At 67.5% G+C, this 20,969-nt stretch carries 19 protein-coding genes; 6 read left to right on the top strand and 13 right to left on the bottom strand.

All coding sequences use genetic code 11. The features are described 5' to 3' along the window. The 11 genes from ASD87_RS02975 to xsc form a co-directional block, all read right to left on the bottom strand. Window positions 1-1,416 carry an FAD-binding oxidoreductase gene (locus ASD87_RS02975; RefSeq protein ID WP_056316940.1) on the bottom strand — a complete coding sequence of 472 codons (1,416 nt, stop codon included), beginning with the start codon at window positions 1,414-1,416 and terminating at the stop codon, window positions 1-3. Between the two features lie 8 nt (window positions 1,417-1,424). After that, window positions 1,425-1,817: a nuclear transport factor 2 family protein gene (locus ASD87_RS02970; RefSeq protein ID WP_056316937.1), complete on the bottom strand. Its 393-nt coding sequence runs from the start codon at window positions 1,815-1,817 to the stop codon at window positions 1,425-1,427. A 113-nt stretch (window positions 1,818-1,930) separates the two neighbouring features. Continuing rightward, window positions 1,931-2,992, bottom strand: coding sequence for a GTP-binding protein (locus tag ASD87_RS02965; RefSeq protein WP_056316934.1), 1,062 nt, complete (start codon window positions 2,990-2,992; stop codon window positions 1,931-1,933). 1 nt (window position 2,993) lies between these two features. Continuing rightward, window positions 2,994-4,646, bottom strand: a complete 1,653-nt coding sequence (locus tag ASD87_RS02960) for an amidohydrolase (protein WP_056316930.1) — start codon at window positions 4,644-4,646, stop codon at window positions 2,994-2,996. A 40-nt stretch (window positions 4,647-4,686) separates the two neighbouring features. Next, complete coding sequence (locus ASD87_RS02955; RefSeq protein WP_056316927.1) at window positions 4,687-5,709, bottom strand: ABC transporter ATP-binding protein; 1,023 nt, start codon at window positions 5,707-5,709, stop codon at window positions 4,687-4,689. Then, window positions 5,706-6,707 (bottom strand): ABC transporter ATP-binding protein, encoded by a 1,002-nt coding sequence (locus tag ASD87_RS02950; protein WP_056316924.1) that lies wholly within the window; start codon window positions 6,705-6,707, stop codon window positions 5,706-5,708. Before ASD87_RS02950 ends, ASD87_RS02955 begins: the two co-directional genes overlap by 4 nt. Continuing rightward, window positions 6,704-7,606: an ABC transporter permease gene (locus ASD87_RS02945; protein WP_056316923.1), complete on the bottom strand. Its 903-nt coding sequence runs from the start codon at window positions 7,604-7,606 to the stop codon at window positions 6,704-6,706. The genes ASD87_RS02950 and ASD87_RS02945 overlap by 4 nt, the downstream gene beginning before the upstream one ends. After that, window positions 7,603-8,571, bottom strand: a complete 969-nt coding sequence (locus ASD87_RS02940; protein WP_056316920.1) for an ABC transporter permease — start codon at window positions 8,569-8,571, stop codon at window positions 7,603-7,605. The genes ASD87_RS02945 and ASD87_RS02940 overlap by 4 nt, the downstream gene beginning before the upstream one ends. 11 nt (window positions 8,572-8,582) lie before the next feature. After that, a complete protein-coding gene (locus tag ASD87_RS02935; protein WP_056316918.1) occupies window positions 8,583-10,160 on the bottom strand; it encodes an ABC transporter substrate-binding protein in 1,578 nt (525 codons plus the stop codon). A gap of 124 nt (window positions 10,161-10,284) precedes the next feature. Beyond that, window positions 10,285-11,205: a bifunctional enoyl-CoA hydratase/phosphate acetyltransferase gene (locus ASD87_RS02930; protein WP_056316916.1), complete on the bottom strand. Its 921-nt coding sequence runs from the start codon at window positions 11,203-11,205 to the stop codon at window positions 10,285-10,287. 100 nt (window positions 11,206-11,305) lie between these two features. Continuing rightward, entirely contained in the window at window positions 11,306-13,117 is a 1,812-nt protein-coding gene (gene xsc / locus ASD87_RS02925) for a sulfoacetaldehyde acetyltransferase (protein WP_056316914.1), read from the bottom strand. 161 nt (window positions 13,118-13,278) lie between these two features. Here xsc and ASD87_RS02920 point away from each other — a divergent pair, with 161 nt between their 5' ends. Continuing rightward, window positions 13,279-14,037 carry an IclR family transcriptional regulator gene (locus tag ASD87_RS02920; protein ID WP_056316911.1) on the top strand — a complete coding sequence of 253 codons (759 nt, stop codon included), beginning with the start codon at window positions 13,279-13,281 and terminating at the stop codon, window positions 14,035-14,037. Between the two features lie 10 nt (window positions 14,038-14,047). Here the strand turns inward: ASD87_RS02920 and ASD87_RS02915 are convergent, their stop codons facing one another. After that, complete coding sequence (locus ASD87_RS02915) at window positions 14,048-14,566, bottom strand: hypothetical protein (protein ID WP_056316908.1); 519 nt, start codon at window positions 14,564-14,566, stop codon at window positions 14,048-14,050. A 144-nt stretch (window positions 14,567-14,710) separates the two neighbouring features. Between ASD87_RS02915 and dbpA the strand changes: the two genes are divergently transcribed. The 5 genes from dbpA (at window position 14,711) to ASD87_RS02895 (ending at window position 19,228) form a co-directional block, all read left to right on the top strand. Then, window positions 14,711-16,099 carry an ATP-dependent RNA helicase DbpA gene (gene dbpA, locus ASD87_RS02910; protein ID WP_056316905.1) on the top strand — a complete coding sequence of 463 codons (1,389 nt, stop codon included), beginning with the start codon at window positions 14,711-14,713 and terminating at the stop codon, window positions 16,097-16,099. 189 nt (window positions 16,100-16,288) lie between these two features. Then, window positions 16,289-16,696, top strand: coding sequence for a DoxX family protein (locus ASD87_RS02905; RefSeq protein WP_056316902.1), 408 nt, complete (start codon window positions 16,289-16,291; stop codon window positions 16,694-16,696). Window positions 16,697-17,003: 307 nt separating this feature from the next. Continuing rightward, a complete protein-coding gene (locus tag ASD87_RS27075) occupies window positions 17,004-17,141 on the top strand; it encodes a hypothetical protein (RefSeq protein ID WP_162256750.1) in 138 nt (45 codons plus the stop codon). 31 nt (window positions 17,142-17,172) lie between these two features. Beyond that, on the top strand, window positions 17,173-18,615 hold the full coding sequence (locus ASD87_RS02900) for a YXWGXW repeat-containing protein (RefSeq protein ID WP_056316900.1): 1,443 nt from the start codon (window positions 17,173-17,175) through the stop codon (window positions 18,613-18,615). Between the two features lie 76 nt (window positions 18,616-18,691). Further along, window positions 18,692-19,228 carry a peroxiredoxin gene (locus tag ASD87_RS02895; RefSeq protein WP_056316897.1) on the top strand — a complete coding sequence of 179 codons (537 nt, stop codon included), beginning with the start codon at window positions 18,692-18,694 and terminating at the stop codon, window positions 19,226-19,228. Between the two features lie 77 nt (window positions 19,229-19,305). On the opposite strand, the gene ASD87_RS02890 is transcribed toward ASD87_RS02895, so the two are convergent. Next, window positions 19,306-20,754 (bottom strand): CoA transferase, encoded by a 1,449-nt coding sequence (locus ASD87_RS02890; protein WP_056316894.1) that lies wholly within the window; start codon window positions 20,752-20,754, stop codon window positions 19,306-19,308. Window positions 20,755-20,969 lie beyond the last annotated feature (215 nt).

Raw genomic sequence — 20,969 nt, 5'->3', positions numbered from 1 at the left:
TCAGAGCAGTTCGTCGCGCAGGTAGTACCACCGGTACAACAACCCCTGCCCGATCCGGCGGAACGGGGCGAACAGGTGGCCTGGCAATGGCGTGTCGTAGATCGGCAGGTTCCACGCAATGCCGTCCTTGCCCATCATGCGTTGCGCCAGCCGCCTGCCGGCGTGGGCCGAGAAGGCCACGCCGTTGCCGCCATAACCGAAGGCGTAATACACCTGCTGCGCGGGATCGGGCTGCGTCACGCGCGGCATCATGTCGTGGCTGACGTCCACCCAGCCCCACCACGAGTAGGCCACGTCCACGCCGCGCAGCGCGGGGAATTTGCGCGCCAGGCCTTCGCGCAGCAGCGCCAGGTGCCGGGGGTTCTCGGCGTCCGCGCCGCGCAGCGCGCTGCGGCTGCCGATCTGCATGCGGCCGTCGGGCAGCAGGCGGTAGTAAAAGCGCAGCGTGCGCGTGTCGGTGATGAACACCGTGCTCTTCAATCCCGCCGCCTCGCGTTCGGCCGGCGAGAGCTCGCGCGTGACCATGGAATTGGACAGCACCGGCATGATGCGATTGTCCAGCAGCCGGTTCACGCCCTGCGCGGTGTAGCCGCCGGTCGCAAACGCCACCCGGCGCGCGCGCACCGTGCCGCCGGGGGTCTGCAGCCGGTACACGCCGTTCTCCACGCGCCAGCCCAGCACGGGGCTGGACGGATGAATGCGCACGCCCAGCGCCCGCGCCTGCCGCAGATAGCCGTACGCCAGCTTGAGCGGATGCACGCCGACGCCATCCGGCTCGTGCATGGCGCCCACGGCCTCGCGGTCATCCACGTATCGTTCGCGCAGCTCCGCGCTGCTTAGCATCCTGGTGTCGTAGCCGAACACGTCGCGCATCACGCGCGCTTCGTTTTGCAGGAAGGCCATTTTCTTCTGGCGATGCGCCGTGTACAGGTGGCCGCCGGGTTGCGCATCGCAATCCACCTGCGCCACCAGGCTCTTCCAGTACTCGAATCCTTCGCGGATCTCGGCGTCCAGCCGCTTGGCCGTATCCAGCCCCCAGCGCTCAATCCACTGCGAACGGTACAGGCGTCCGGACGCGTTCTGGCCCTGTCCGCCATTGCGGCTGGTGCAGCCCCAGACGGCGCGGTTGGCTTCCAGCACGACCGCCTTCACGCCGAAGTCGCGCGCCAGCGCCAGCGCGGCCGACAACCCGGTAAAGCCCGAGCCGACGATCACCACGTCGGCGTCGATGTCGCCGTTGATGGGTCCATCGTCCTCGGGCGGCGCGCCGGCCGTCGCCACCCAATAAGTCGGCGCGTAGTCCTGGCCCTGGCCGGGTGGCGACACCAGCGGATCGTAGGCCGGGTTGTAGGCGTTGAGGGCGGCGCCGGACGCGGGCGCCGGGCGGGGAATGCCGACCGACATTTGCGTATCCATGACGGAATCTAGGCCTTTGCCGGCAAGGCCGGACGCTGCTTGCGAAAGGCGTTCTTCACCTGGATCTTGCCGTCCTTGAAGGTGAACACGTCGACCATGTCGGCCTGCACCCGCGAGCCGTCCGCCGCCGTGCCGCAAAACGTGGACTCGGACACGCCGCGATCTCCGGCCACCCAGTGCCGTCCGTTCTCCCATTGCGCGTCCGGAAAGGTCTTCCAGGCCGCGGCAAAGGCCGCGCGCACCGCTTCCGGACCCGCGTGACGGCTGCCGTATTGCTCCGGCCCGCCCACGGTCTCGAACACGCAGTCTTCGCTCATGAACGACATCAAGGCGTCGATATCGTGCCGGTTCCAGGCGGCCGCAAACTCGGCCAGCATTTCCACGGTGACGGACTTTTGCATTGCCTACCCTCCTTCTCTGGCGCGGCGCGAGATGCGTCCACGCTGAACCCTCAAGGTACGTGCGGGCCATGCACGGGGGTAGGACCAGACCCGGGGAATCGCTTGCACCAGAACTAGCGCAGCGGCTCGGCCCACGAAGATTCCGGCGCGCCGTCGGCGCCAGGCAGCGCCGCCCCGTCCAGCCGCGCCGCGATGGCCGGCATGTCCGTGACGCCGCGCATGCCGATCACCACCAGCGACGGTTCGCGCTGCCCTGCCGGCATACGCGCCTGCGTGTCAAAGCGCACGCGCCGTCCCGCAAACTGCACCAGCACCCAGCCATGCCGGCCGGTGCACACCCACCCCTTGGCCCGCAGCACGTGGCGCGGCAGCTGCTTCAGGCGCTCGGCCAGCATGTCGGCATCGACAAGCGCGGGTGCGCGCCACAGCCAGCTGTGGAACGGATGGTCGGGGTCGGGCGGCGCATCGCGCCGGCTGCTGTGTCCGGCGTCGACGGCGCCGCCGTGGCCGCAGTCAGCGGCGGCGGCCTGCACCCCGCCGTGTCCGCAGGCGTGGGCCTCGTCATCCGCGTGCCTGGCCGCCAACGCGCCATCCCCGCCGCCAAGCAGCCGCAGGTCCAACTTTCCCTCGCGCGTCTGCACCACAGGCGCCCCGCCGCTCGCCTCGCGCAGCCACTCATGCACCGCCGCCAGCTCGGCTGGCGCCGCCAGATCCGTCTTGTTCAGCACCAGCAGATCGGCCGCGCGCAGCTGCCGCAGCACCGTGTCGGCCAGCAGCGGATCGGCCGACACGTCGCGGATCGCGCCCGCATCGGCCAGCACCACCACGGCTTCCAGCTGCAACAGCGGGTCGGCCATGCCAACCTGCGCTATGCGTCCTGGATCGGACACGCCGCTCGCCTCGATGACGATCCACTCGGGCAACGGATCCAGCGCCAGCACGCGCGCCAGCGCATCGTCCAGTCCGCCTGCCATCGAGCAGCAGACGCAGCCATTGGACAGCCGGATGACGTTCTCGGCGCGCCCTGCGACGAGGCTGGCGTCGATGTCGACCGGACCGAAGTCGTTGACCAGCACCGCCGCGCGGCGCGGGCTGGCGGTCAGCACATGATTGAGCAAGGTGGTCTTGCCCGCGCCCAGGAAGCCGCCGACCACCGTCAACGGAATGCGCGCCATGTCACGCCTCCAGCGGCAGCGGACGCCCGCCGATGACCGTGCCCAGCACCTTCAGGTCCTTCAGCGACTGCGGCGCGGCGGCGGACGGGTCGTCGGCCAGCACGCAGAAGTCCGCGTATTTGCCAACTTCGATCGAACCGACCAGATGATCCATGTGCAAGGTATACGCCGCGCCCAGCGTGATGGCATGCAGCGCAGCGTCGACGCCGATGCGCTCGGACTCGCCCAGCACGCGGCCCGAGGCCGTCTGCCGGTTCACGGCGCACCAGGCCGTAAAGAGTGGGCCGAGCGGCGTGATGGGCGCGTCGGAATGGATGGCGTAGGGCACGCCCGCCCGCGCCGCCGACGCGCAAGCGTCCATGCGGTTGGCGCGGTCCGGGCCCATTGTCAGCGCATAGTGGGCATCGCCCCAGTAGTAGATGTGGTTGGCAAAGAGGTTCACGCACATGCCCAGGCTGGCCATCTGCCGGAACTGGGCCGCGTCGGCCATCTGGCAGTGCTGCAGCGTGTGGCGGTGGTCGCGGCGCGGCGTGCGCCGAAGCGCGCGGTCCACGGCCTCGATGGCCAGTTGCGTGGCTTCGTCGCCGTTGGTGTGGATGTGCAGTTGCGCGCCGGCGTCGTGGTAGGTCTGCACCATCGCATCCAGTTCGGACGGCGCGATGACCCAGATGCCGTTGGGCGCGCCGTTGTAATAGCCGGGCCAGCGCACCCGCGCCGTGAAGCCCTGAATGGATCCGTCCACCACCAGCTTCACCATGCCCAGATGCAGCTTGGCGTGATTCAGGCGACGGGCCGCCGCCAGCTTTTCCAGGCAGCCGGCCGCGTTGCCCGCGTAGGTCAGCGCCGACGCCGCGGGCACGATGCGCACGGGATAGCCGGATTCCGCCGTCACCCGCGCCAGCGTCGCCAATCCTTCGTCGTTCAACTCGTTGACCAGGTCCGTCGCGGTGGTCACGCCCGCCCACTGCGCCACCTTGCCGAACATCCGCAGCCCTTCCTCGGTCAGCCCCACCGTGCGGAACGGGCTGCCGATCAGCCGCATGACGGGAAACATGGCAGCAAACTCGCAGAGTTCGCCGCTGGGCCGCCCGTCCGCCAGCCGGGTCACGCCTTCGATATCGGTATCGCGGTCGATACCGGCGCGCGCCAACATGGGCGAATTGACGTTCATGAGGTGCATGCTGGCGTGCATCACGACCACGGGGCGCTCGGCCGACACCGCATCCAGGTCATGGATGCTCATGCGGTCGCCGCCAAAGAAGATGGGATCGAAGCCCCAGCCGATCAGCGTCTCGCCCTGTGCGAGCGACCGCTCGGCATCGCGCAGCCGGGCCGCCACGTCCGCAAAGCTTTTCAGGCCCGGCCACAGCTTGCCGTCGGGGCCGCGCCGGTCATAAAAGCCCACATAGACGAACTTCCACATGCCGCCCTCGGGCAGGTGGCAATGGCCTTCGACCAGGCCCGGCATCAGCACGCTATCCGCGTACCGGTCGTCGACCTGCGCCGGCCCCCAGCCGGCCAGATCCTCCCGCGTTCCCACGCCCAGAATGCGGCCATCGCGCACGGCCACGTGGGTCGCGCGCGGCTGCGCGGGGTTCATGGTGAGGATGGTTCGCGCGACGTAGAGGGTCGTGGCGCCGGAAGGCTGGTTCATCGGGATTCCTTGTCAGTCGGGAAATATCGGCACGCGCGCATCAGCCCTGCAACGGCGACACCGTCACGCCGCCGCGCGTCTCGACGAAATGGCAGGCCACGTGATGCGCCGGGGCAACCTCGCGCAAGGCGGGTTCCCGGGTCGAGCACAGCGCCTGCGCGGCTGGACAGCGGCCCGCGAAGCGGCAGCCGGGCGGCGGGTTGACCGGGCTGGGCGGATCGCCGGACAGCCTGACCCGCCGCGCCGCCGTCTCGCGCCCGCCCTTCACGGTGGGCACGGCGGACATCAGCGCCACGCTGTACGGATGCAGCGGCCGCGAGAAAAACGCGCGCCGCGAGGCCCGTTCGATGATCTTGCCCAGATACATGACGGCGATGTCGTCGCACACGTGCTCCACCACCGCCATGTCGTGCGAGATGAAGAGAAACGATTGCCCCTGCTCGCGCTGGATCCGGCGCAGCAGGTTCAGGATCTGCGCGCGGATGGCGATATCCAGCGCGGACACGGGCTCGTCGCAGACGATCAGGTCCGGCGCGCTGGCCAGCGCCCGCGCGATGTTCAGCCGCTGGCGCTGCCCGCCGGAGAACTGGTGCGGAAACAGCTGGCGCTGTTCGGGCCGCAGGCCCACCAGTTCGAACATCAACGCCACGCGCGCCTCGCGCCCGCCGGGCGACTCAATGCCCATCAGGTCCAGCGGCGTGCGCACGATGTCCTCGGCACGCTGGCGCGGGTTGAGCGACGAGTACGGATCCTGGAACACCAGCTGCAACCGTCGCCGCATGCGCCGCAGCGCCGCGCCGCGCATCGCGGTCAGGTCATTGCCATCGAAATGGATGCTGCCGCCGGTGGGGTCCGCCAGGCGCAGCACCGACAGCGCCGTGGTGGTCTTGCCCGAACCGGACTCGCCCACGATGGCAAGCGTGCGGCCGCGCTCAAGCTCGAACGACACGCCGTCCACCGCCCGCACGACCACCGGCTTGCCATCGCGCCCGCGCCCGCCCACCGGGAAATGCACCGACAGGTCTCGCACGGACAGCAGGGACGACGCGTGCGACTGGCTCATTGCGATGCCTCCGGATATAGCCAACAGGACACCCCCTGGCCGCCGTCCAGCAGCGTCATGGGCGGAAACTCGCGGCTGCACCGCGCCATCGCGTGCTTGCAGCGGTCAACGAAGGGGCAGCCGGCGCCGCGCTCCCAGACCGAGGGCACCACGCCAGGAATTTCAGGCAGATCGGGCCGGTCGTCGCCGGGCTCGCGATCCAGTTCCGGCAGGCAGGCGATCAGCCCCTGCGTGTACGGATGGCGGGGCTGGGCCAGGATCTGGCCGACGCTGCCCTGCTCCACCACGCGCCCGCCATACATCACCACCACGCGGTCCGCCATCTCGGACACCGCGCCCATGTCGTGCGTAATCAGCAGCACGGCGGTGCCGCGGCGCGCCTGCTGCTCGCGCAACAGGTCGAAGATCTGCGCCTGCACCGTCACGTCCAGCGCGGTCGTGGGCTCGTCGGCGATGAGCACGTCCGGGTCGCAGGCCAGCGCAATGGCGATCATGACCCGCTGCCGCATGCCGCCGGACAGCTGGTGCGGATAGTCGTCCACGCGGCGCTCGGGCAGCGGGATGCCCACCGACTTGAGCATCTCGATGGCGCGCTCGCGCGCCTGGCGCTTGGAAAGCCCCTGGTGCTGGCGCAACGGCTCGCCGATCTGGTCGCCCACGGTGTAGACCGGATTGAGCGCGGTCATGGGCTCCTGGAAGATCATCGAGATGTTGTTGCCGCGCACCCGGCGCATGGCCTCGTCGTCGTGCATGGCAAGGTCCGCGCCGCGCAACCGCACGTGCCCCGCGCCGATGCGGGCCAGCGGCGGGATGAGGCGCATGATCGCCAGCGCCGTCATGCTCTTGCCGCAGCCGGACTCGCCGACCAGGCACAGCGTTTCGCCGGGACGCAGGTCAAAGCTCACGTCGCTCAGCACTTCGGCCGCGCGGCCGCGCGTGCGGAACTCCAGGCTCAGGCCGTCCACTTGCAGCACGGGAGTCAGGTCGGCCGCGTTCATGCCCGGCCCCGCGACGTCGGATTGAGCGCATCGTTCAGGCCATCGCCGATCAGGCTGACGGCCAGCACGGTCAGGAAGATGGCCGCGCCCGGCAAGGTCACCGCCCACCACGCGGTCAGGATGTAGGGCCGGTTGCTGCCGATCATCAGGCCCCAGCTCATCACGTTGGGATCGCCCAGGCCCAGGAACGACAACCCTGCCTCGAACAGGATCGCCGTGCCGATGGCCAGCGTGGCCGACACGATCAGCGGCGCCAGCGCGTTGGGCAGGATGACGCGCCAGATGATGCGCGAGTCGCCCGCGCCGATCACGCGCTCGGCCAGCACGTATTCGCGGCGCTTTAACCGCAGGAACTCGCCGCGGGCCAGCCGTGCGGTTCCCGTCCAGCTGACCACGCCGATCGCGACCGCGATGGTGGCCAGCGACGGGCTGAAGAGGGTCACCAGCACCATCGCAAAGAGCAAGGTGGGCAGCACCTGGAAGAATTCCGTGATGCGCATGAGGGTTTCGTCGACCCAGCCGCCGTAATAGCCCGCCAGCGCGCCCACGGTGATGCCGATCGCCATGGACAGCACCGCCGCCACCACGCCCACCAGCAGGGTTGCGCGGCCGCCGTAGATCATGCCGGTCAGCACGTCGCGGCCCAGGTAGTCGGACCCCAACAGCAGTTCGCCACCAGGCGGTTCCATCGGCGCGGCGGCGATCTCGAAGGGATCGGCCTGCATCATCATCGGACCGAAGATCGTGACCGCCAGGATCGCCGCCAGCAGCAGCACGCCGGCCAGCGCGCTGGGGTTGCGCGCGAACACGCGCAGCGCCTCGTACGACGGCCGGGGCGGCGGTTTGGGACGAGCGTCGGCGCGGGCCTGCCCGGGCAGCGCGATGGGTGCGGGTCTCATGATGTCTTGATCCGGGGATCGATCAGGCGGTACGCCAGATCGGTAAGCTGGTTCATCACCACGACCAGCAACGAGGCAAAGAGCAGGATGCCCAGCAGCGTCGGATAATCACGGCGCAGCACGGAATCGAAGGCCAGGCGTCCCAGTCCCGGCCAGTTGAAGACAGTCTCCACAAGAATCGCCCCGGCCAGCACGTTGCCGAACTGCAGCCCCAGCATGGTCACCACCGGCAGAACGCCGTTGCGCAGCGCGTGCTTGTACAGCACCGTGTTCTCCGGCAGGCCTTTGGCGCGCGCGGTGCGGATGTAGTCGGCCGACAGCGCGTCCATGACGCTGGCGCGCGCCAGCCGGCTGTATTGCGCCAGGTACACGAAGGCGAGCGTGAACGCGGGCAGCACCAGGTGGTGCAGCACGTCCAGCACACCCGCCCAGCCGTCCTCCGGGCCGCCCGCCGACCGCATGTCCGACACCGGAAAGATCGGCAGCACCGAGGCGAACAGGATGATGAGGATGATGCCGGTCCAGAACACCGGCGCCGAATAGCCCACGACCGACAGCAGCGTGATCCCCTGCGACAGCAGGCCGTTGGGCTTTCTGGCGGCCAGCGTGCCCAGCAGCGTGCCCGTCAGGAACGCCACGGTCACCGACGTCACCACCAGCAGCAGCGTGGCCGGCACGCGGTCCCAGATCAATTGGGCGACCGGCACGTTGAAGAAGTAGGAATACCCCAGGTCCCCGCGCACGACCTGGCCCAGATAGATGCCAAGCTGCGCGAGGAACGGTTTGTCCAGCCCGTACTGCGCGCGCAGCTGGGCGCGCAGGTCTTCGCTGATGCCGCCCATGGACCCCGCGATGGTCTCCACGGGGTCGCCCGGCGAAATGTGGATGAGCAGGAAGTTCAGCGTCACCACGGCCAGCAGCAGGATCGCGGCGTAGGCCAGGCGGCGCGAGAGATATCGCAGCATGACGGCTCCCGCTACTGCACGGACGTTTCATCCAGCGGCGACAGAAGTCCCCATATGCCGGACGGCAGGCCCTGCACCTTCTTGGACGAGAGCGTGTGGTACGGAATGACGGTCAGGAAGTCGATGGGCACGTCCTCGGTGACCAGGCGCTGGAAATCCGCGTAGAGCGCGCGACGCTTGTCCGCGTCGGTCTCGGTGCCCGCCTGCTCCAACAGCGCATCGACCTTCGGATTCTTGTAGGACTGCGTGTTGGTCCAGATGATGTCGCGGATGTTGGACGACATGTACGTGCGGTGCACGCCGATGACCGGATCGCCCCAGTTGAAGACGATGTCGGTGGTCATGTCGAAATCCTTGCCGGCGATGCGCTTGGCCCACGTCGGAAAGTCCGGCGACGCGCGCACCTGCACGTTGATGCCCACCTTCTTCAACTGGCTGCGCAGGTACTCGGCGACGTTCTTGCCCTGCACGTCGCTGCCCGGCATGTAGTCCACCGTGAGCGTCATGCGCTCGCCCTTGCCGTCCTTCTTGAACCCGGCCTCGTCCAGCAGCTGTTCGGCGCGCTTCAAGTCCAGCGGATACTTCTTCACGTCGTCGCTGGCAAAGGGGCTGGTGCCCACGATCGGGCCATGCGCCGGCGCGGCAAAGCCCGCATTCAGCGCCTTCGTGATGAAGCCCTTGTCTGTCGCGTAGGCGATGGCCTGGCGCACCCGCACGTCGTCCAGCGGCTTGCGCGCCGTGTTGAACGCCAGCCAGCTGAGCGCGCCGATGCCCTCATAGCCCTTGCTCGTCATGACGATGGACGGATTGTCCTTGGCGCGCCGCAGGATGGTCGGCTCGGTCATGAACGGCAGCGCGCCGATGTCGCCGCGCTCCAGCCCGATCAGCAGATTGGTGGCGTCGGGGTTGATCTTGACCACCACGCGGTCCAGCAGCGGCTTGCCCTTCAAGAAGAACTTATCGAACCGTTCCAGCACGATCTCCTGTCCCGGCTTGAACTCCTTGAAGACGAACGGGCCCGAGCCCACCACGTTCGCCGAGTTGCGCGGATGGTTCTTCAGGTCCTGGCCGTCGCCGTAGATGTGCTTGGGCAGCACCGGCATCAGCGCTGGCGACAGCGCCAGCAGGATTGCCGGATGCGGCTTGCTCATGCGCAGCACAGCGGTGCGCGCGTCCGGCGTGTCCACGCTTTCGACGGGCGCGAACATCGTCTGGAAGGGATGGTTCTGCTTGACCGCCATGATCGAGAACGCCACGTCCTCGGACGTCACGGGTTTGCCGTCATGAAAGACCGCGTCGCCGCGCAGGTGCAGGGTCAGCGACTTGCCGTCCGGCGCCAGTTCCCACGACTCAGCCAGGTAGGGTTGCGGCTTCCAGTCGGCGTCGTAGCGCAGCGGGCTGGCAAAGAGCTGTGCGCTGGGCAGGGCGGTGGCCGTTCCCGACTGGACCGCGCCGTTCAGGTGCCGCGGCACCTGCGTGGATCCGATGACCAGCGTGCCGCCGGCCTTGGGCGCGTCAGCCGCTCTAGCGCCCCCCGCCATTGCAAACACCGACAGAATCGTGGCCAGGCCTAGTCTTGCGCTGCGCATGTGCTACCCCTTTGATGTTGTGGCATGAACCATTCATGGATGGCTTGCGGTCTAGCGTAGTCATCCCCCGGATGCACGCTTAGTACCAAACCGCCAGACTTGGTGGTGCCAGGCTTGCCCGCGGTCACCGGCCGATGGCGTGCGCGTGCAGCGCCGCGACGGCGCAACTGTTCACCCGCGCTTCCATCGAATCGGACCGGCTCGTCAACAGCACCGGCACCCGCGTGCCCAGCACCAGGCCCGCCGCGCCGGCGCCCGCCAGCCACGTGAGCTCCTTGTAGAGCATGTTGCCGGCCTCGATGTCGGGCACCAGCAGAATGTCGGCGTCGCCCGCCACGCGCGACACGATGCCTTTCTGGTCGGCCGCTTCGCGCGAGATGGCGTTGTCGAAGGCCAGCGGCCCATCGATGTCGCCGCCCCGGATCTGCTGGCGGTCCGCCATCTTGGACAGCGCGGCCGCATCCAGCGTGGCCGGCATCGCCGGGTTGACCGATTCGGTGGCGCACAGCACCGCAACCTTGGGCCGTTCCACGCCGAGGGCGCGCGCCAGATCAATGGCGTTCTGCGCGATGTCCGCCTTTTCCTGCAAGGTGGGCGCGATGTTGACCGCCGCGTCGGTCAGGATCAGCAGCTTCGGGTAGGCCGCCACCGCCATCACGAACGCGTGGCTGATGCGCCGGCCCGTGCGCAGGCCCGATTCGCGCGTCACCACCGCCGACATGAAGTGATCGGTGTGCAGGCTGCCCTTCATCAGCATGCGGACCGCGCCGTCACGCGCCAGCGCCGCGGCCGCGCGTGCGGCCGCAAGCTCATCGTCTGGCGTGTCGACGATTTCCATGGAACCCGCGCGTATGCCTTCCTGCGCCATCAGCGTGGCCATGCGGTCCGCGGGCCCGACCAGCACGGGCTCGATGTAGCCTGCCTCGCTCGCCTCTACGGCGGCGCGCAGGCTGACGGGGCACAGCGGATACGCCACCGCGGTGCGCAGCCGCCCCGCCGCCAGCGCGGCAACGCGCAGCGGCTCGAACAAACGGTCGAATGCCATGTCTTCGCTCCTGCCGCGGCCGCGCGTGCGGCGGCCGGGTGATTGACCGGCGCGGGGCCAGGCCGTGACGGCCAGCCCCTGCCCGCGCCGGGCGCGCCGGTCAGCGTCCCACCGGCTCGATCGACAGCGGCACCTCGCCGGCCTGGAACGGCTGGTTCACGTACTTGCGGTACTTGTCCAGGAACCGCACCGGCTGCTTGAGCGCATCCCGGCGGAACGGATCGCCCAGCTCCTGGCTGACCATCATTTCCAGCACGGTGGTCTTGCCTTCAAGCTGCGCCTGGCACGCGGCCTGCAGCGCGGCGCCGACCTGGTCGGCGTGTTCCACGCGGATGCCTTCGGCCCCCATGGCGCGCGCCAATTCCGAGAAGTTGGGATTGCGCAGGTTGCTGCCCACGAAGCGGCGCCCATAGAAGTCGACCTGGTTCTTTTTCTCGGCGCCCCACTGGCCGTTGTGGAACACGACCGCGGTCACCGGGATCTGCTCGCGCACGCAGGTCAGCAATTCCTGGAAGCTCATGCACCAGGCGCCGTCGCCCACATACGCCACCGCCGGGCGGTCGGGCCGGCCAAGCTTGGCGCCGATCAAGGCCGGCAGCGCGTAGCCGCAGTTGCCGAAGCTCATGGCTGCCAGCATGGAGTTGGGCTCGTCGAAACGCAGGTAGCTGTTGGACACCGAGCAGATGTTGCCGATATCGGTGGAGACCATCACGTGCTTGGGCATCGCGCGTTCAAGCTCGCGCAGCATGCGGCGCGGGTGCATGCGCCCGCCGCCCTGTTCGATGATGTCCAGGCTCCAGTCGTCGCGCTCGTGCGACCAGCTGTCCAGTTCCTGTTCCCACTCGGCCTTCTGGGCAGAGATCTCGCTGGCGCGCTGATCCTTGGTGCGCACGCAGGCCACGTCGCGACCCTGCAGCTTGGCCGTCAGCGCGGCGGCGGCCGGCTTGGCGTCGCCGCAGATGCCCACGGACACCGGACGCACCAGGCCCAGCATGCGATGGTCGGCGTCGACCTGGATGATGCGGGCATTCTGCGGCCAGTATTCCAGCCCGTGTTGCGGCAGCGTGCCGAAGGGCCCGAGCCGGGTGCCCAGCGCCAGCACCACGTCCGCCTGCGACAGAAGCTTCATGCCGGCCTTGGCGCCCTGGTAGCCCAGCGGGCCGCACCACAGCGGATGGCTGGCCGGGAACGCGTCGTTGTGCAGATAGCTGGTCACCACCGGCGCGCCCAAGAGCTCGGCCAGCGCCACGCATTCCGCCTGTCCGTCCGAGAACAACACGCCGCCGCCCGCCACGATGACCGGGAACTTGGCCTCGGCCAGCAGGCGCGCCGCGGCCTCCAGGTCCTCTTCGGAGCCCGGCCCGCGCCGGATGCGGCGCGGCTCGGGGATGGCAACGTCGATCTCGCCGTAGAAATAGTCGCGCGGAATGTTCAGCTGCGCGGGGCCGCGTTCGGCCATCGCATTGTCGAACGCCTTGGCCGTGAACTCGGCCATGCGATCCGGGCGGTTCACGTGCGCCTGGTACTTCGTGATGCGCGAGAAGATCGGCAACTGCTCGGTCTCCTGGAAGCCGCCCAGTCCCATGCCCGACGTGCCGGTCTCGGGCGTGATCGCCACCACCGGGCTGTGCGCCCAATAGGCCGCCGCCACGCCCGTCACGAAGTTGGTGATGCCGGGGCCGTTTTGTGCAATGCACACGCCGTGCCGGCCGGTCACGCGGGAATAGCCGTCGGCCATGTGCGCCGCGCCCTGTTCGTGCACCGTCGGCACGAAGCGGATGCCGGCCGCGGGAAACAGGTCCAGCGCGTCCATGAAGGCCGAACCGACGATGCCGAAAACATCCTTGACGCCCTGCGCGACCAGCGTTTCGACAAACGCTTCGCTGGGGGTCATGTGTTGCTTGCTGCTCATGGTCTCTCTCCTGGCATGCCGGCGCTCGTCCGATTGCTAGTTGGCCGGTGTGATCCGATACTGCGCCAGAAATCCCTCCCTTCCCACCCCCGTGCGTTCCATTTTCTGCATTTTCTGTGCGACGATGGGCAGCCGACCGCCAATTCTTCAATTATTGAAAGATGAAAGACGAATCCTCCGCCGCCCTGCGCGCGCTGACGCTGCTGGAACAGGTTGCCCGTTCGTCCCAGCCCGTCTCGCTGGCCGAACTGACCGAGGCCACCGGCCTGCCCAAACCGTCCGTCCTGCGCATCCTGTCGCGCCTGGTCGACGCCGGCATGCTGCTGCGCGAACCGGCCGGCAAAAGCTACGTCAGCGGCCCGCGTCTTGGGGCGCTGGCGCGCGACACCTTGCTCAATTCACCGCTACGCGGCGAGCGCCACCGCATCCTGGATAGCCTGGTCGACGAAATCGGCGAGACCTGCAACTGCACCATGCTCGACGGCGACGAGGTCATTTACCTGGATCGGGTGGAAACCGCCTGGCCGCTGCGCGTCAACCTGCAATCGGGCTCGCGCGTGCCGCTGCATTGTTCGGCAAGCGGCAAGCTGTTCCTGGCATACATGCGCCGCGAAACCCGCCAGCGCATGCTGGCGGCGGCCCAGTTGCCGCGCTATACGCCGAACACGCTCTGCGACGCGGCGGCGCTGGAAGAAGAACTGCGGACCATCAAGAAAGAAGGCGCCAGTTTCGACCGCGAGGAATTCCTGCTGGGCATCGTCTGCATGGCGGTGCCCATCCTGCATGGATCGCGCGCCATTGCGGCGGTGGCGCTGCATGCGCCGGTGGCAAGGTTGTCGATCGACGGCGCGCGGGCGTGGCTGCCGCGCATGCAGGAAGCGGCCCGGGCGTTGGCGGGAACGTACGAAGCGTCCGCCTAGTCCGGACGATTCATGCGTCCGGGTCGTTCCTGGCCGCGCCGGCCTGCGTCCGCTCCTGGCGGCGGTTTCTCGCGCCTTCGATCTTAGCCAGCAGCGGCTGCTTTTTCTGAATGACGATTTCCAGATACCGGTCGCGCGGCAGGACGAGCCGCACCACGGTCGGCAGCGCCTCGTAGGCGCGCTCCAGCACGTCCTTGACCATGGCGTCGTCCTTGAGCTTTTCGGCCGAGACGCTGAGCAAGCCGTCGACCGTCACGCGCTCGATGGTCTGCCAATGCTGGTCCACCAGCGCGCTGCCCTTTTCGGCGGTCGCGCCCGCCAGTTCGCGGCCCTTTTCCGCGGTGGCCCCGGCCAGCTCGCGGCCTTTCACCGCCGTGGCGCCCGCCAGCGCCAGGCCCTTGGCCCGCGCATTCGCGGCGGCATCGCCCAGCTGGGCTTTTGAATTTTCCAGCGCCCCGGCCGTGCGGCTGGTCAGCGCGCGCGCCTTGACAGCCGCGCCTTCGGACAGCGCCTTGAACTTGTCGAACATGATCCACCCTGACGTCAGTTGGCGTTGATGATCGGGACAGGCCCGCCCCGCAGCCGGCCAACCCGTCGGTAGATCATACCGACTCAGGCTTTACACTACGCCCAACTCAGCTTTTCTCCGATCCCTGACCGGATCCGCCCCCCCGTGACCGACACCGCCTTCTCCACCCTTCCCCTCCTTCCCCCGCTGCTCGAGAACCTGAAAACCCTGGGTTTCGAACAGATGACGCCGATCCAGGCGCAGGCGCTGCCGCTCATCCTGGACCGGCGCGACGTGATCGCCCAGGCCAAGACCGGCAGCGGCAAGACGGCGGCGTTCGGGCTGGGCGTGCTTCAGAACCTGGACGTGAATCGCCTGGTTCCGCAAGGTCTGGTGGTCTGCCCCACCCGCGAACTGGCCGACCAGGTCGCGCAAGAACTGCGGCGTCTGGCGCGCCTGATTCCCAACGTGAAGATCCTGACGCTGTGCGGCGGCGCCGCGGCGCGGCCGCAGGCCGAGTCGCTGGCCCGCGGCACGCACCTTGTGGTCGGCACGCCCGGCCGCATCCAGGACCACCTGGAACGCGGCAGCCTGGATCTGTCGGGCCTGAACACGCTGGTCCTGGACGAAGCGGACCGGATGGTGGACATGGGCTTTTATGACGACATCGTCGCCATTGCCTCGCACTGCCCCGCCAAGCGCCAGACGCTGCTGTTTTCGGCCACCTATCCCGACAACATCCGCAAGCTCAGCGCGCGTTTCCTGCGCAATCCCGCCGAGGTCAAGGTCGAGGCGCAACACGACGCCAGCCGCATCGAGCAGATCTTCTACGAGATCGACGAAGGCGAACGCCTGGACGCAGTGGCCAAGCTGCTGGCGCATTTCCGTCCCGCCTCCACGCTGGCCTTCTGCAACACCAAGATCCGCAGCCATGATCTGGTGGAACGCCTGCAAGCCGAAGGCATCAGCGCCCAGGCGCTCAATGGCGACCTGGAACAGCGCGAGCGCGACGAAATCCTGATCCAGTTTGCCAACCAGAGCTGCGCCGTGCTGGTGGCCACCGATGTGGCCGCGCGCGGGCTGGACATCCAGAACCTGGGCGCCGTCATCAACGTGGACGTCACCAAGGACACCGAGGTCCACGTTCACCGCATCGGCCGTAGCGGCCGGGGCGACCAGAAGGGCCTGGCGCTCAGCCTGTGTTCGCCCGAGGAAATGCGCTGGGCCACCCTGATCGAGCAATACCAGGGCTCGCCGCTGAAATGGGGCGACCTCAAATCGCTGCGCCCCAAGGCCGACCGCCCGTTGCGCGCGCCCATGATCACGCTGAGCATCCAGGGCGGCAAGAAGGACAAGCTGCGTCCTGGCGACCTGCTGGGCGCGCTGACCGGCGACGGCGGCCTGACGTTCGAGCAGGTCGGCAAGATCAACATCACCGAATTCACGTCGTATGTGGCGCTGGACCGCCAGATCGCCAAGCAGGCGTTCTCCCGGATTTCCAACAGCAACATCAAGGGCCGCCGGTTCCGGATGCGCTTCCTGGAAGAATTCTGATCCGGCATGGCGGGCGGCAGTCACGCGCGGCAAAAGCTTGTGGGTTTCACACGGGCTTTGCCATAATGGCGCCGCCCGCACGCCGGTATGCTGGTTTTTTCGAAAGGCGCGGCGGGCGCGGAACCAAAGGCAAGCAGTGAGCTCCAACCTGCCCACTGTCCCCCTTAACCATCACAAGAGAAACTCACCATGATCAAGTCCGATGACACCGGCAAGCTGATCCTGCGCCTGACCCTCGGTATCCTGATTCTGCTCCACGGCCTGTTCAAGCTGACCGGCGGCGGCGTCGGCGGCATCAGCGGCATGCTGTCCTCGCATGGCCTGCCCGGCTTCCTGGCCTACGGCGTGTACATTGGCGAAATCGTCGCTCCCGTCCTGCTGATCATCGGCGTCTACACCCGTCTGGCCGGTCTGATCATCGCCATCAACATGGTCGTCGCCATCCTGCTCGCCCACAGCGGCAGTATTGCCAGCATGACCAACAACGGCGGCTGGGCACTGGAACTGCAAGGCATGTACCTGTTCACTGGCCTGGCGATCGCGTTCATGGGCGCTGGCCGTTTCAGCCTGGCTGGCACCGGCGGCCGCTGGAACTGACCGGCTGCCCCAGTCCGCCGCGCCACGCGGCGGACATGCAAGGCAACATCACAAGGGACCGCGCATTCGCGGTCCCTTTCTTTTTGCGACGACTATGACGCGTTTACGGGGACATTGATACGAACGTCATCGACCGTCACGCAGGCGCAAACATCCGTCACGCGAAAGCTGTTTCGGAACCATTACAGTCCCCGAACTTGGTCCCGCCGGCATGGCCTAATTTGCATGCGCGCAGTGAAGGCGTATTTCGCGCCTTGCGCCAGGCGGGAGCCGGATGATGAAAAAGACTTTGTTGTTGATGGTAGCGATGACAAGCGCCTTGAGCGGCTGTGTGGTCGTCCCGGCGCGGCCGGCTTACTACCGGCCCGCGCCGGTCTACGCCACGCCGCACTATTACTACTACCCGGCGTACCCCGCCCCGCATTATTACTATCGCGGCTATTGAACATCGGATCTGCTGCGCCAAGGACATTCTCATGAGCCCTTCCTTCCAGATTGCCCGGTTGCGGCCGCTGGCCACCGCGGCACTGCTGGCAGTTACCGCCGCCCCCGCGCTGGCCGCCGCGCAGAACGTCTACTCCACGCAGCAGGTGGCGGTTCCGTCTGCGTATCAACAACCCGCATACGACGAGGGCGATCCCGCCAACGCCAATCTTGCGCTGGTTGACCGCAGTCCCGAGCCGCCGCCACCCCTGCCGGTCTACGTGCAGCCGCCTGCCCCCGCGGACGGCTATCTGTGGGTGCCCGGCTACTGGAGCCTCAACCGTTACGGCTTTTTCTGGGTGCCCGGCGCCTGGGTGCTGGCGCCGTATCAGGGCGCCCTCTGGACGCCCGGTTACTGGGGCTTTTCCAATGGCGTTTACCTCTGGAACCCGGGCTACTGGGGGCCGCACGTGGGTTTCTACGGCGGCATCAACTACGGCTTCGGCTATACGGGCCTGGGTTATGTGGGCGGTTACTGGAAGCGCGACCGCTTCTACTACAACCGGTCAGTCACGAACGTGAACATCACCCGCGTGACCAACGTCTACAACCGCAACATCGTCGTCAACAACGTGGACAACCGCCGGGTCAGCTACCACGGCGGGCCGCAAGGCGTGCGCCGCAATGCCGACCCGCGCGAGCTGGCCGCGCGCAATGACCGCCACGCGGGCCCCACCGACGCGCAGCGTGCCTACGTGCGCGATGCGGGCGGCAACCGCGCCCAGTTCTATGAGCACAACAAAGGCAAGCCGCCCCAGGCGTATGTGGATCACCCGAACAACGGCAGGCCTGGCCGGGACGCCCGCCCGCAGGGCAACAACCCGTCCGCGCCGCAGGATCGCCAGCAGCAGGTCCGCGACCAGCAGGCGCGCGATCAGTTGAGAAACGATCAGCAGCGCCAACAGCAGGCTCGCGAACAGCAACGCCGTGACCAGCAGTTGCGCGACCGGCAGCAGAACGACGCGCAAGCCCAGCAGCAATTGCGCCAGCAGCAGATGCGTGACCAGCAGGCGCGCCAGCAGCAGCAACGCGATCAGCAGAACCAGCAGGACTTGCGCGAACGCCGTCAACAAGATCAACAGGCCCGCCAGCAGCGGGAGCGCGACGACCAGGCGCGCCAAATGGCGCGTGACCGTCAGGAGCACGAACAACAGGCGCGCCAGAACCGGCAACAACAGCAACGCGACCAGCAGGCGCAACAGGTCCGTCAGCAGCAGCAGCAGCAGCAGCAGCAGCAGCAGCAGCAACGGCAACAGCGCGATCAGCAACAGCAACGCGACCAGCAGGCGCAGCAGGCCCGCCAACAGCAGCAACAGCAACAACAGCAACAGCAACAGCAACAACAGCAGCAGCGGGAACAGCAGCAGTCACGCCAGCAACAGCAACGCGACCAGCCGCGCGGCAACAATGGCCGCGGCGGGCCTGACGGCGGTTGAACTGGACCCGTGCGCGCCCCGCCGCTACAGTAGACAGCTTGCCGCGGCGTTTCCGCGGCTCCAACGGGAGACACACATGAAGCGCCTTGCCCCCTGGTTCCTCGTATGCGGCCTGATGGCCGGCACGCCGGCCCTCGCCGCGCTGCCGGTGGGCGCCGCCGCGCCGGACTTCAGCGTGCCGGCCTCGCTGGGCGGCAACGAATACACCTTCAAGCTGAAGGAAGCGCTAAAGCAAGGTCCGGTGGTGCTGTATTTCTTCCCGGCGGCATTCACGCAGGGATGCACCATCGAAGCCCACAACTTCGCCGAGGCCACGGACGAATACAAATCGCTGGGCGCCACGGTCATCGGCGTCTCGACCGACAACATCGACACGCTCAAGAAGTTTTCCGTCAGCGAGTGCCGCAACAAATTCGCCGTCGCGGCCGATGGCGACGGCAAAGTCATGAAGGCGTACGACGCCGTCCACGACAAGCGGCCGGAATATGCGCAGCGCGTGTCCTACGTGATCTCACCCGAAGGCAAGATCCTGTACGAATACACGAACATGAGCCCCGAGTCGCACGTGGCAAACACGATGCGTGCGCTGCGGGAATGGAAGGCCAGGCAGTAACGCCCTGGTGAAATACCAGCGTTCACAATAAGGCGCGGTCGTAAACGTACTGCTTTACGAACCGCGCCTGCCGAAGATCAGTTGAACGGCCAGACCGTCGGGTGCGTGCCGGGCGGACTGGACGGCCGGATCCAGCGCGCCGGGGTCTCCGAGAAGCGCGCCGCATGGCGCACCGCGACCAGCTCGCCAAAACCTGATGGCGACGTCTCCATCAGGCCGTCAAAGCCCGGCATGGGACAGTCCAGCCCGCCGTCCACCCGCCCCAATCCGCGCAGCCAGTGCGCGGTTTGAGCGAGCGACACGCGCACGTGCCAGCTGCCGCCTTCGGTTGCCTGGCGCGCCAGCGCCACCTGCGCGCCAAACGCCATCAGGTAACCCGACGCGTGATCCAGGATCTGCATCGGCAACGCCTTGGGCGCCTCTTGACCGGCAGCCAGTGCTTCCGCGTGGTTAAAGCCCGTGGCCGTCTGCACCAGGGAATCGAACCCGCGCCGGTTCGCCCACGGACCCGTCGTGCCGTACGCGGACAAAGACACATACACAATGCCCGGACGGATGCGTGCCGCGTCCTGCGGACCGAATCCCAGTGCGGACATGCCGCCAGGCCGATAGCCCTGCACAAAGATATGCGCGCTGCGCAGCAGGTTGCCGAGCGCGATGCGGCCATCTGCCGTGTCCAGGTCCGCCAGCACGGACAGCTTGCCGCGGCTGGTGTCGATGATGTTGTCGATATTGGGCAGTTGCGGGCTGTTGACCAGCATGACGTCGGCGCCATAGGCGGCCAGCGCACGGCCGCACACCGGCCCGGCGATGATGCGCGTCAGGTCCAGCACGCGGATGTCCTGCAGCGGACGCGCATTCTGCGCGTACTTCGGCAGCGGACGCGGATCGGCTTCACCGATGCGTTCGATGGTCAGCAGCGGTTGCGCGGCGACAGCCTGCCCCTGCGGATGGCGGTCCCATTCCTCGAACGAGCGCATTGCAGACACGACCATGCCGGCATCGGCCGCCACCTGCTCGAATTCCAGCGCCTTCCAGCGGCTCAGTGCGCGTTCCACGGCTTCGCGCGTGGCGCCGTCGCCGGTCGGGCAGCCCAGCAAGGCCAGCGCCCCGTCACGGTGATGCGCGAAGTTGGCATGAATCCGCACCCAGCCGCCATCGCCGCAGCGATAGACGCCGGTGATGGGATCCCAAGGATTGGGCGTGACGCCATTGATGGTGTAGTGGCTGCGGCACTCCTGCGCCGCATGCAGCATGTCCACGCTGACCTGCTGCCGGGCGCCGCCCCGCAGGTGCCAGACCTCCGCGGCAGCCAGGGCCGCGGCAGCCATGCTGGTCTGCGCCGCCGTGCCGACGGCAAATGAGGAAGGGACGACAGGGTCTGCGCCGGTCAGCACGACGTGCTCAAGCGACGCGTCCGGTAAATCGACCGAACGCCAGAGCTTCTGCAAGACATCGCGGGACGTTTTGCCGGCGGGTGTACGTCCCTTCAGAAAGGACGGGCGGAGGTCCATCAGATTTCCCATAGCGTTTGCCTGCTTTAGTCGTTTTATTTGCATTACATGGCGGCGTCCTGCCGGGCGTCAATACGCGCCACGCGCCAGCGTGTTTCATGGTTTGACGGCCAATGCCGGGCGTTTTGGCGTTCGGGGGCCGTCTGGCCCCTGCCCCTGCCAACCAGCCGCCGCGACGGGTTGCAGTGCAACACCGGTCACATCTCCTCGTAGTTTTTACATCGTCT

Origin of the sequence: Achromobacter sp. Root170, assembly GCF_001428165.1 — a bacterium.
GTDB lineage: Bacteria > Pseudomonadota > Gammaproteobacteria > Burkholderiales > Burkholderiaceae_B > Achromobacter > Achromobacter mucicolens.
The sequence above is the reverse complement of the archived record's forward strand: the minus strand, read 5'-3'. Positions and strand labels throughout refer to the sequence as shown.

What these genes read in the sequence shown, in the direction of transcription:
- ASD87_RS02975 (WP_056316940.1), bottom strand. Translation starts at nt 1,416, where the DNA reads ATGGATACGCAAATGTCGGTCGGCATTCCCCGCCCGGCGCCCGCGTCC.
- ASD87_RS02970 (WP_056316937.1), bottom strand. Translation starts at nt 1,817, where the DNA reads ATGCAAAAGTCCGTCACCGTGGAAATGCTGGCCGAGTTTGCGGCCGCC.
- ASD87_RS02965 (WP_056316934.1), bottom strand. Translation starts at nt 2,992, where the DNA reads ATGGCGCGCATTCCGTTGACGGTGGTCGGCGGCTTCCTGGGCGCGGGC.
- ASD87_RS02960 (WP_056316930.1), bottom strand. Translation starts at nt 4,646, where the DNA reads ATGAACCAGCCTTCCGGCGCCACGACCCTCTACGTCGCGCGAACCATC.
- ASD87_RS02955 (WP_056316927.1), bottom strand. Translation starts at nt 5,709, where the DNA reads ATGAGCCAGTCGCACGCGTCGTCCCTGCTGTCCGTGCGAGACCTGTCG.
- ASD87_RS02950 (WP_056316924.1), bottom strand. Translation starts at nt 6,707, where the DNA reads ATGAACGCGGCCGACCTGACTCCCGTGCTGCAAGTGGACGGCCTGAGC.
- ASD87_RS02945 (WP_056316923.1), bottom strand. Translation starts at nt 7,606, where the DNA reads ATGAGACCCGCACCCATCGCGCTGCCCGGGCAGGCCCGCGCCGACGCT.
- ASD87_RS02940 (WP_056316920.1), bottom strand. Translation starts at nt 8,571, where the DNA reads ATGCTGCGATATCTCTCGCGCCGCCTGGCCTACGCCGCGATCCTGCTG.
- ASD87_RS02935 (WP_056316918.1), bottom strand. Translation starts at nt 10,160, where the DNA reads ATGCGCAGCGCAAGACTAGGCCTGGCCACGATTCTGTCGGTGTTTGCA.
- ASD87_RS02930 (WP_056316916.1), bottom strand. Translation starts at nt 11,205, where the DNA reads ATGGCATTCGACCGTTTGTTCGAGCCGCTGCGCGTTGCCGCGCTGGCG.
- xsc (WP_056316914.1), bottom strand. Translation starts at nt 13,117, where the DNA reads ATGAGCAGCAAGCAACACATGACCCCCAGCGAAGCGTTTGTCGAAACG.
- ASD87_RS02920 (WP_056316911.1), top strand. Translation starts at nt 13,279, where the DNA reads ATGAAAGACGAATCCTCCGCCGCCCTGCGCGCGCTGACGCTGCTGGAA.
- ASD87_RS02915 (WP_056316908.1), bottom strand. Translation starts at nt 14,566, where the DNA reads ATGTTCGACAAGTTCAAGGCGCTGTCCGAAGGCGCGGCTGTCAAGGCG.
- ASD87_RS02905 (WP_056316902.1), top strand. Translation starts at nt 16,289, where the DNA reads ATGATCAAGTCCGATGACACCGGCAAGCTGATCCTGCGCCTGACCCTC.
- ASD87_RS27075 (WP_162256750.1), top strand. Translation starts at nt 17,004, where the DNA reads ATGACAAGCGCCTTGAGCGGCTGTGTGGTCGTCCCGGCGCGGCCGGCT.
- ASD87_RS02900 (WP_056316900.1), top strand. Translation starts at nt 17,173, where the DNA reads ATGAGCCCTTCCTTCCAGATTGCCCGGTTGCGGCCGCTGGCCACCGCG.
- ASD87_RS02895 (WP_056316897.1), top strand. Translation starts at nt 18,692, where the DNA reads ATGAAGCGCCTTGCCCCCTGGTTCCTCGTATGCGGCCTGATGGCCGGC.
- ASD87_RS02890 (WP_056316894.1), bottom strand. Translation starts at nt 20,754, where the DNA reads ATGGGAAATCTGATGGACCTCCGCCCGTCCTTTCTGAAGGGACGTACA.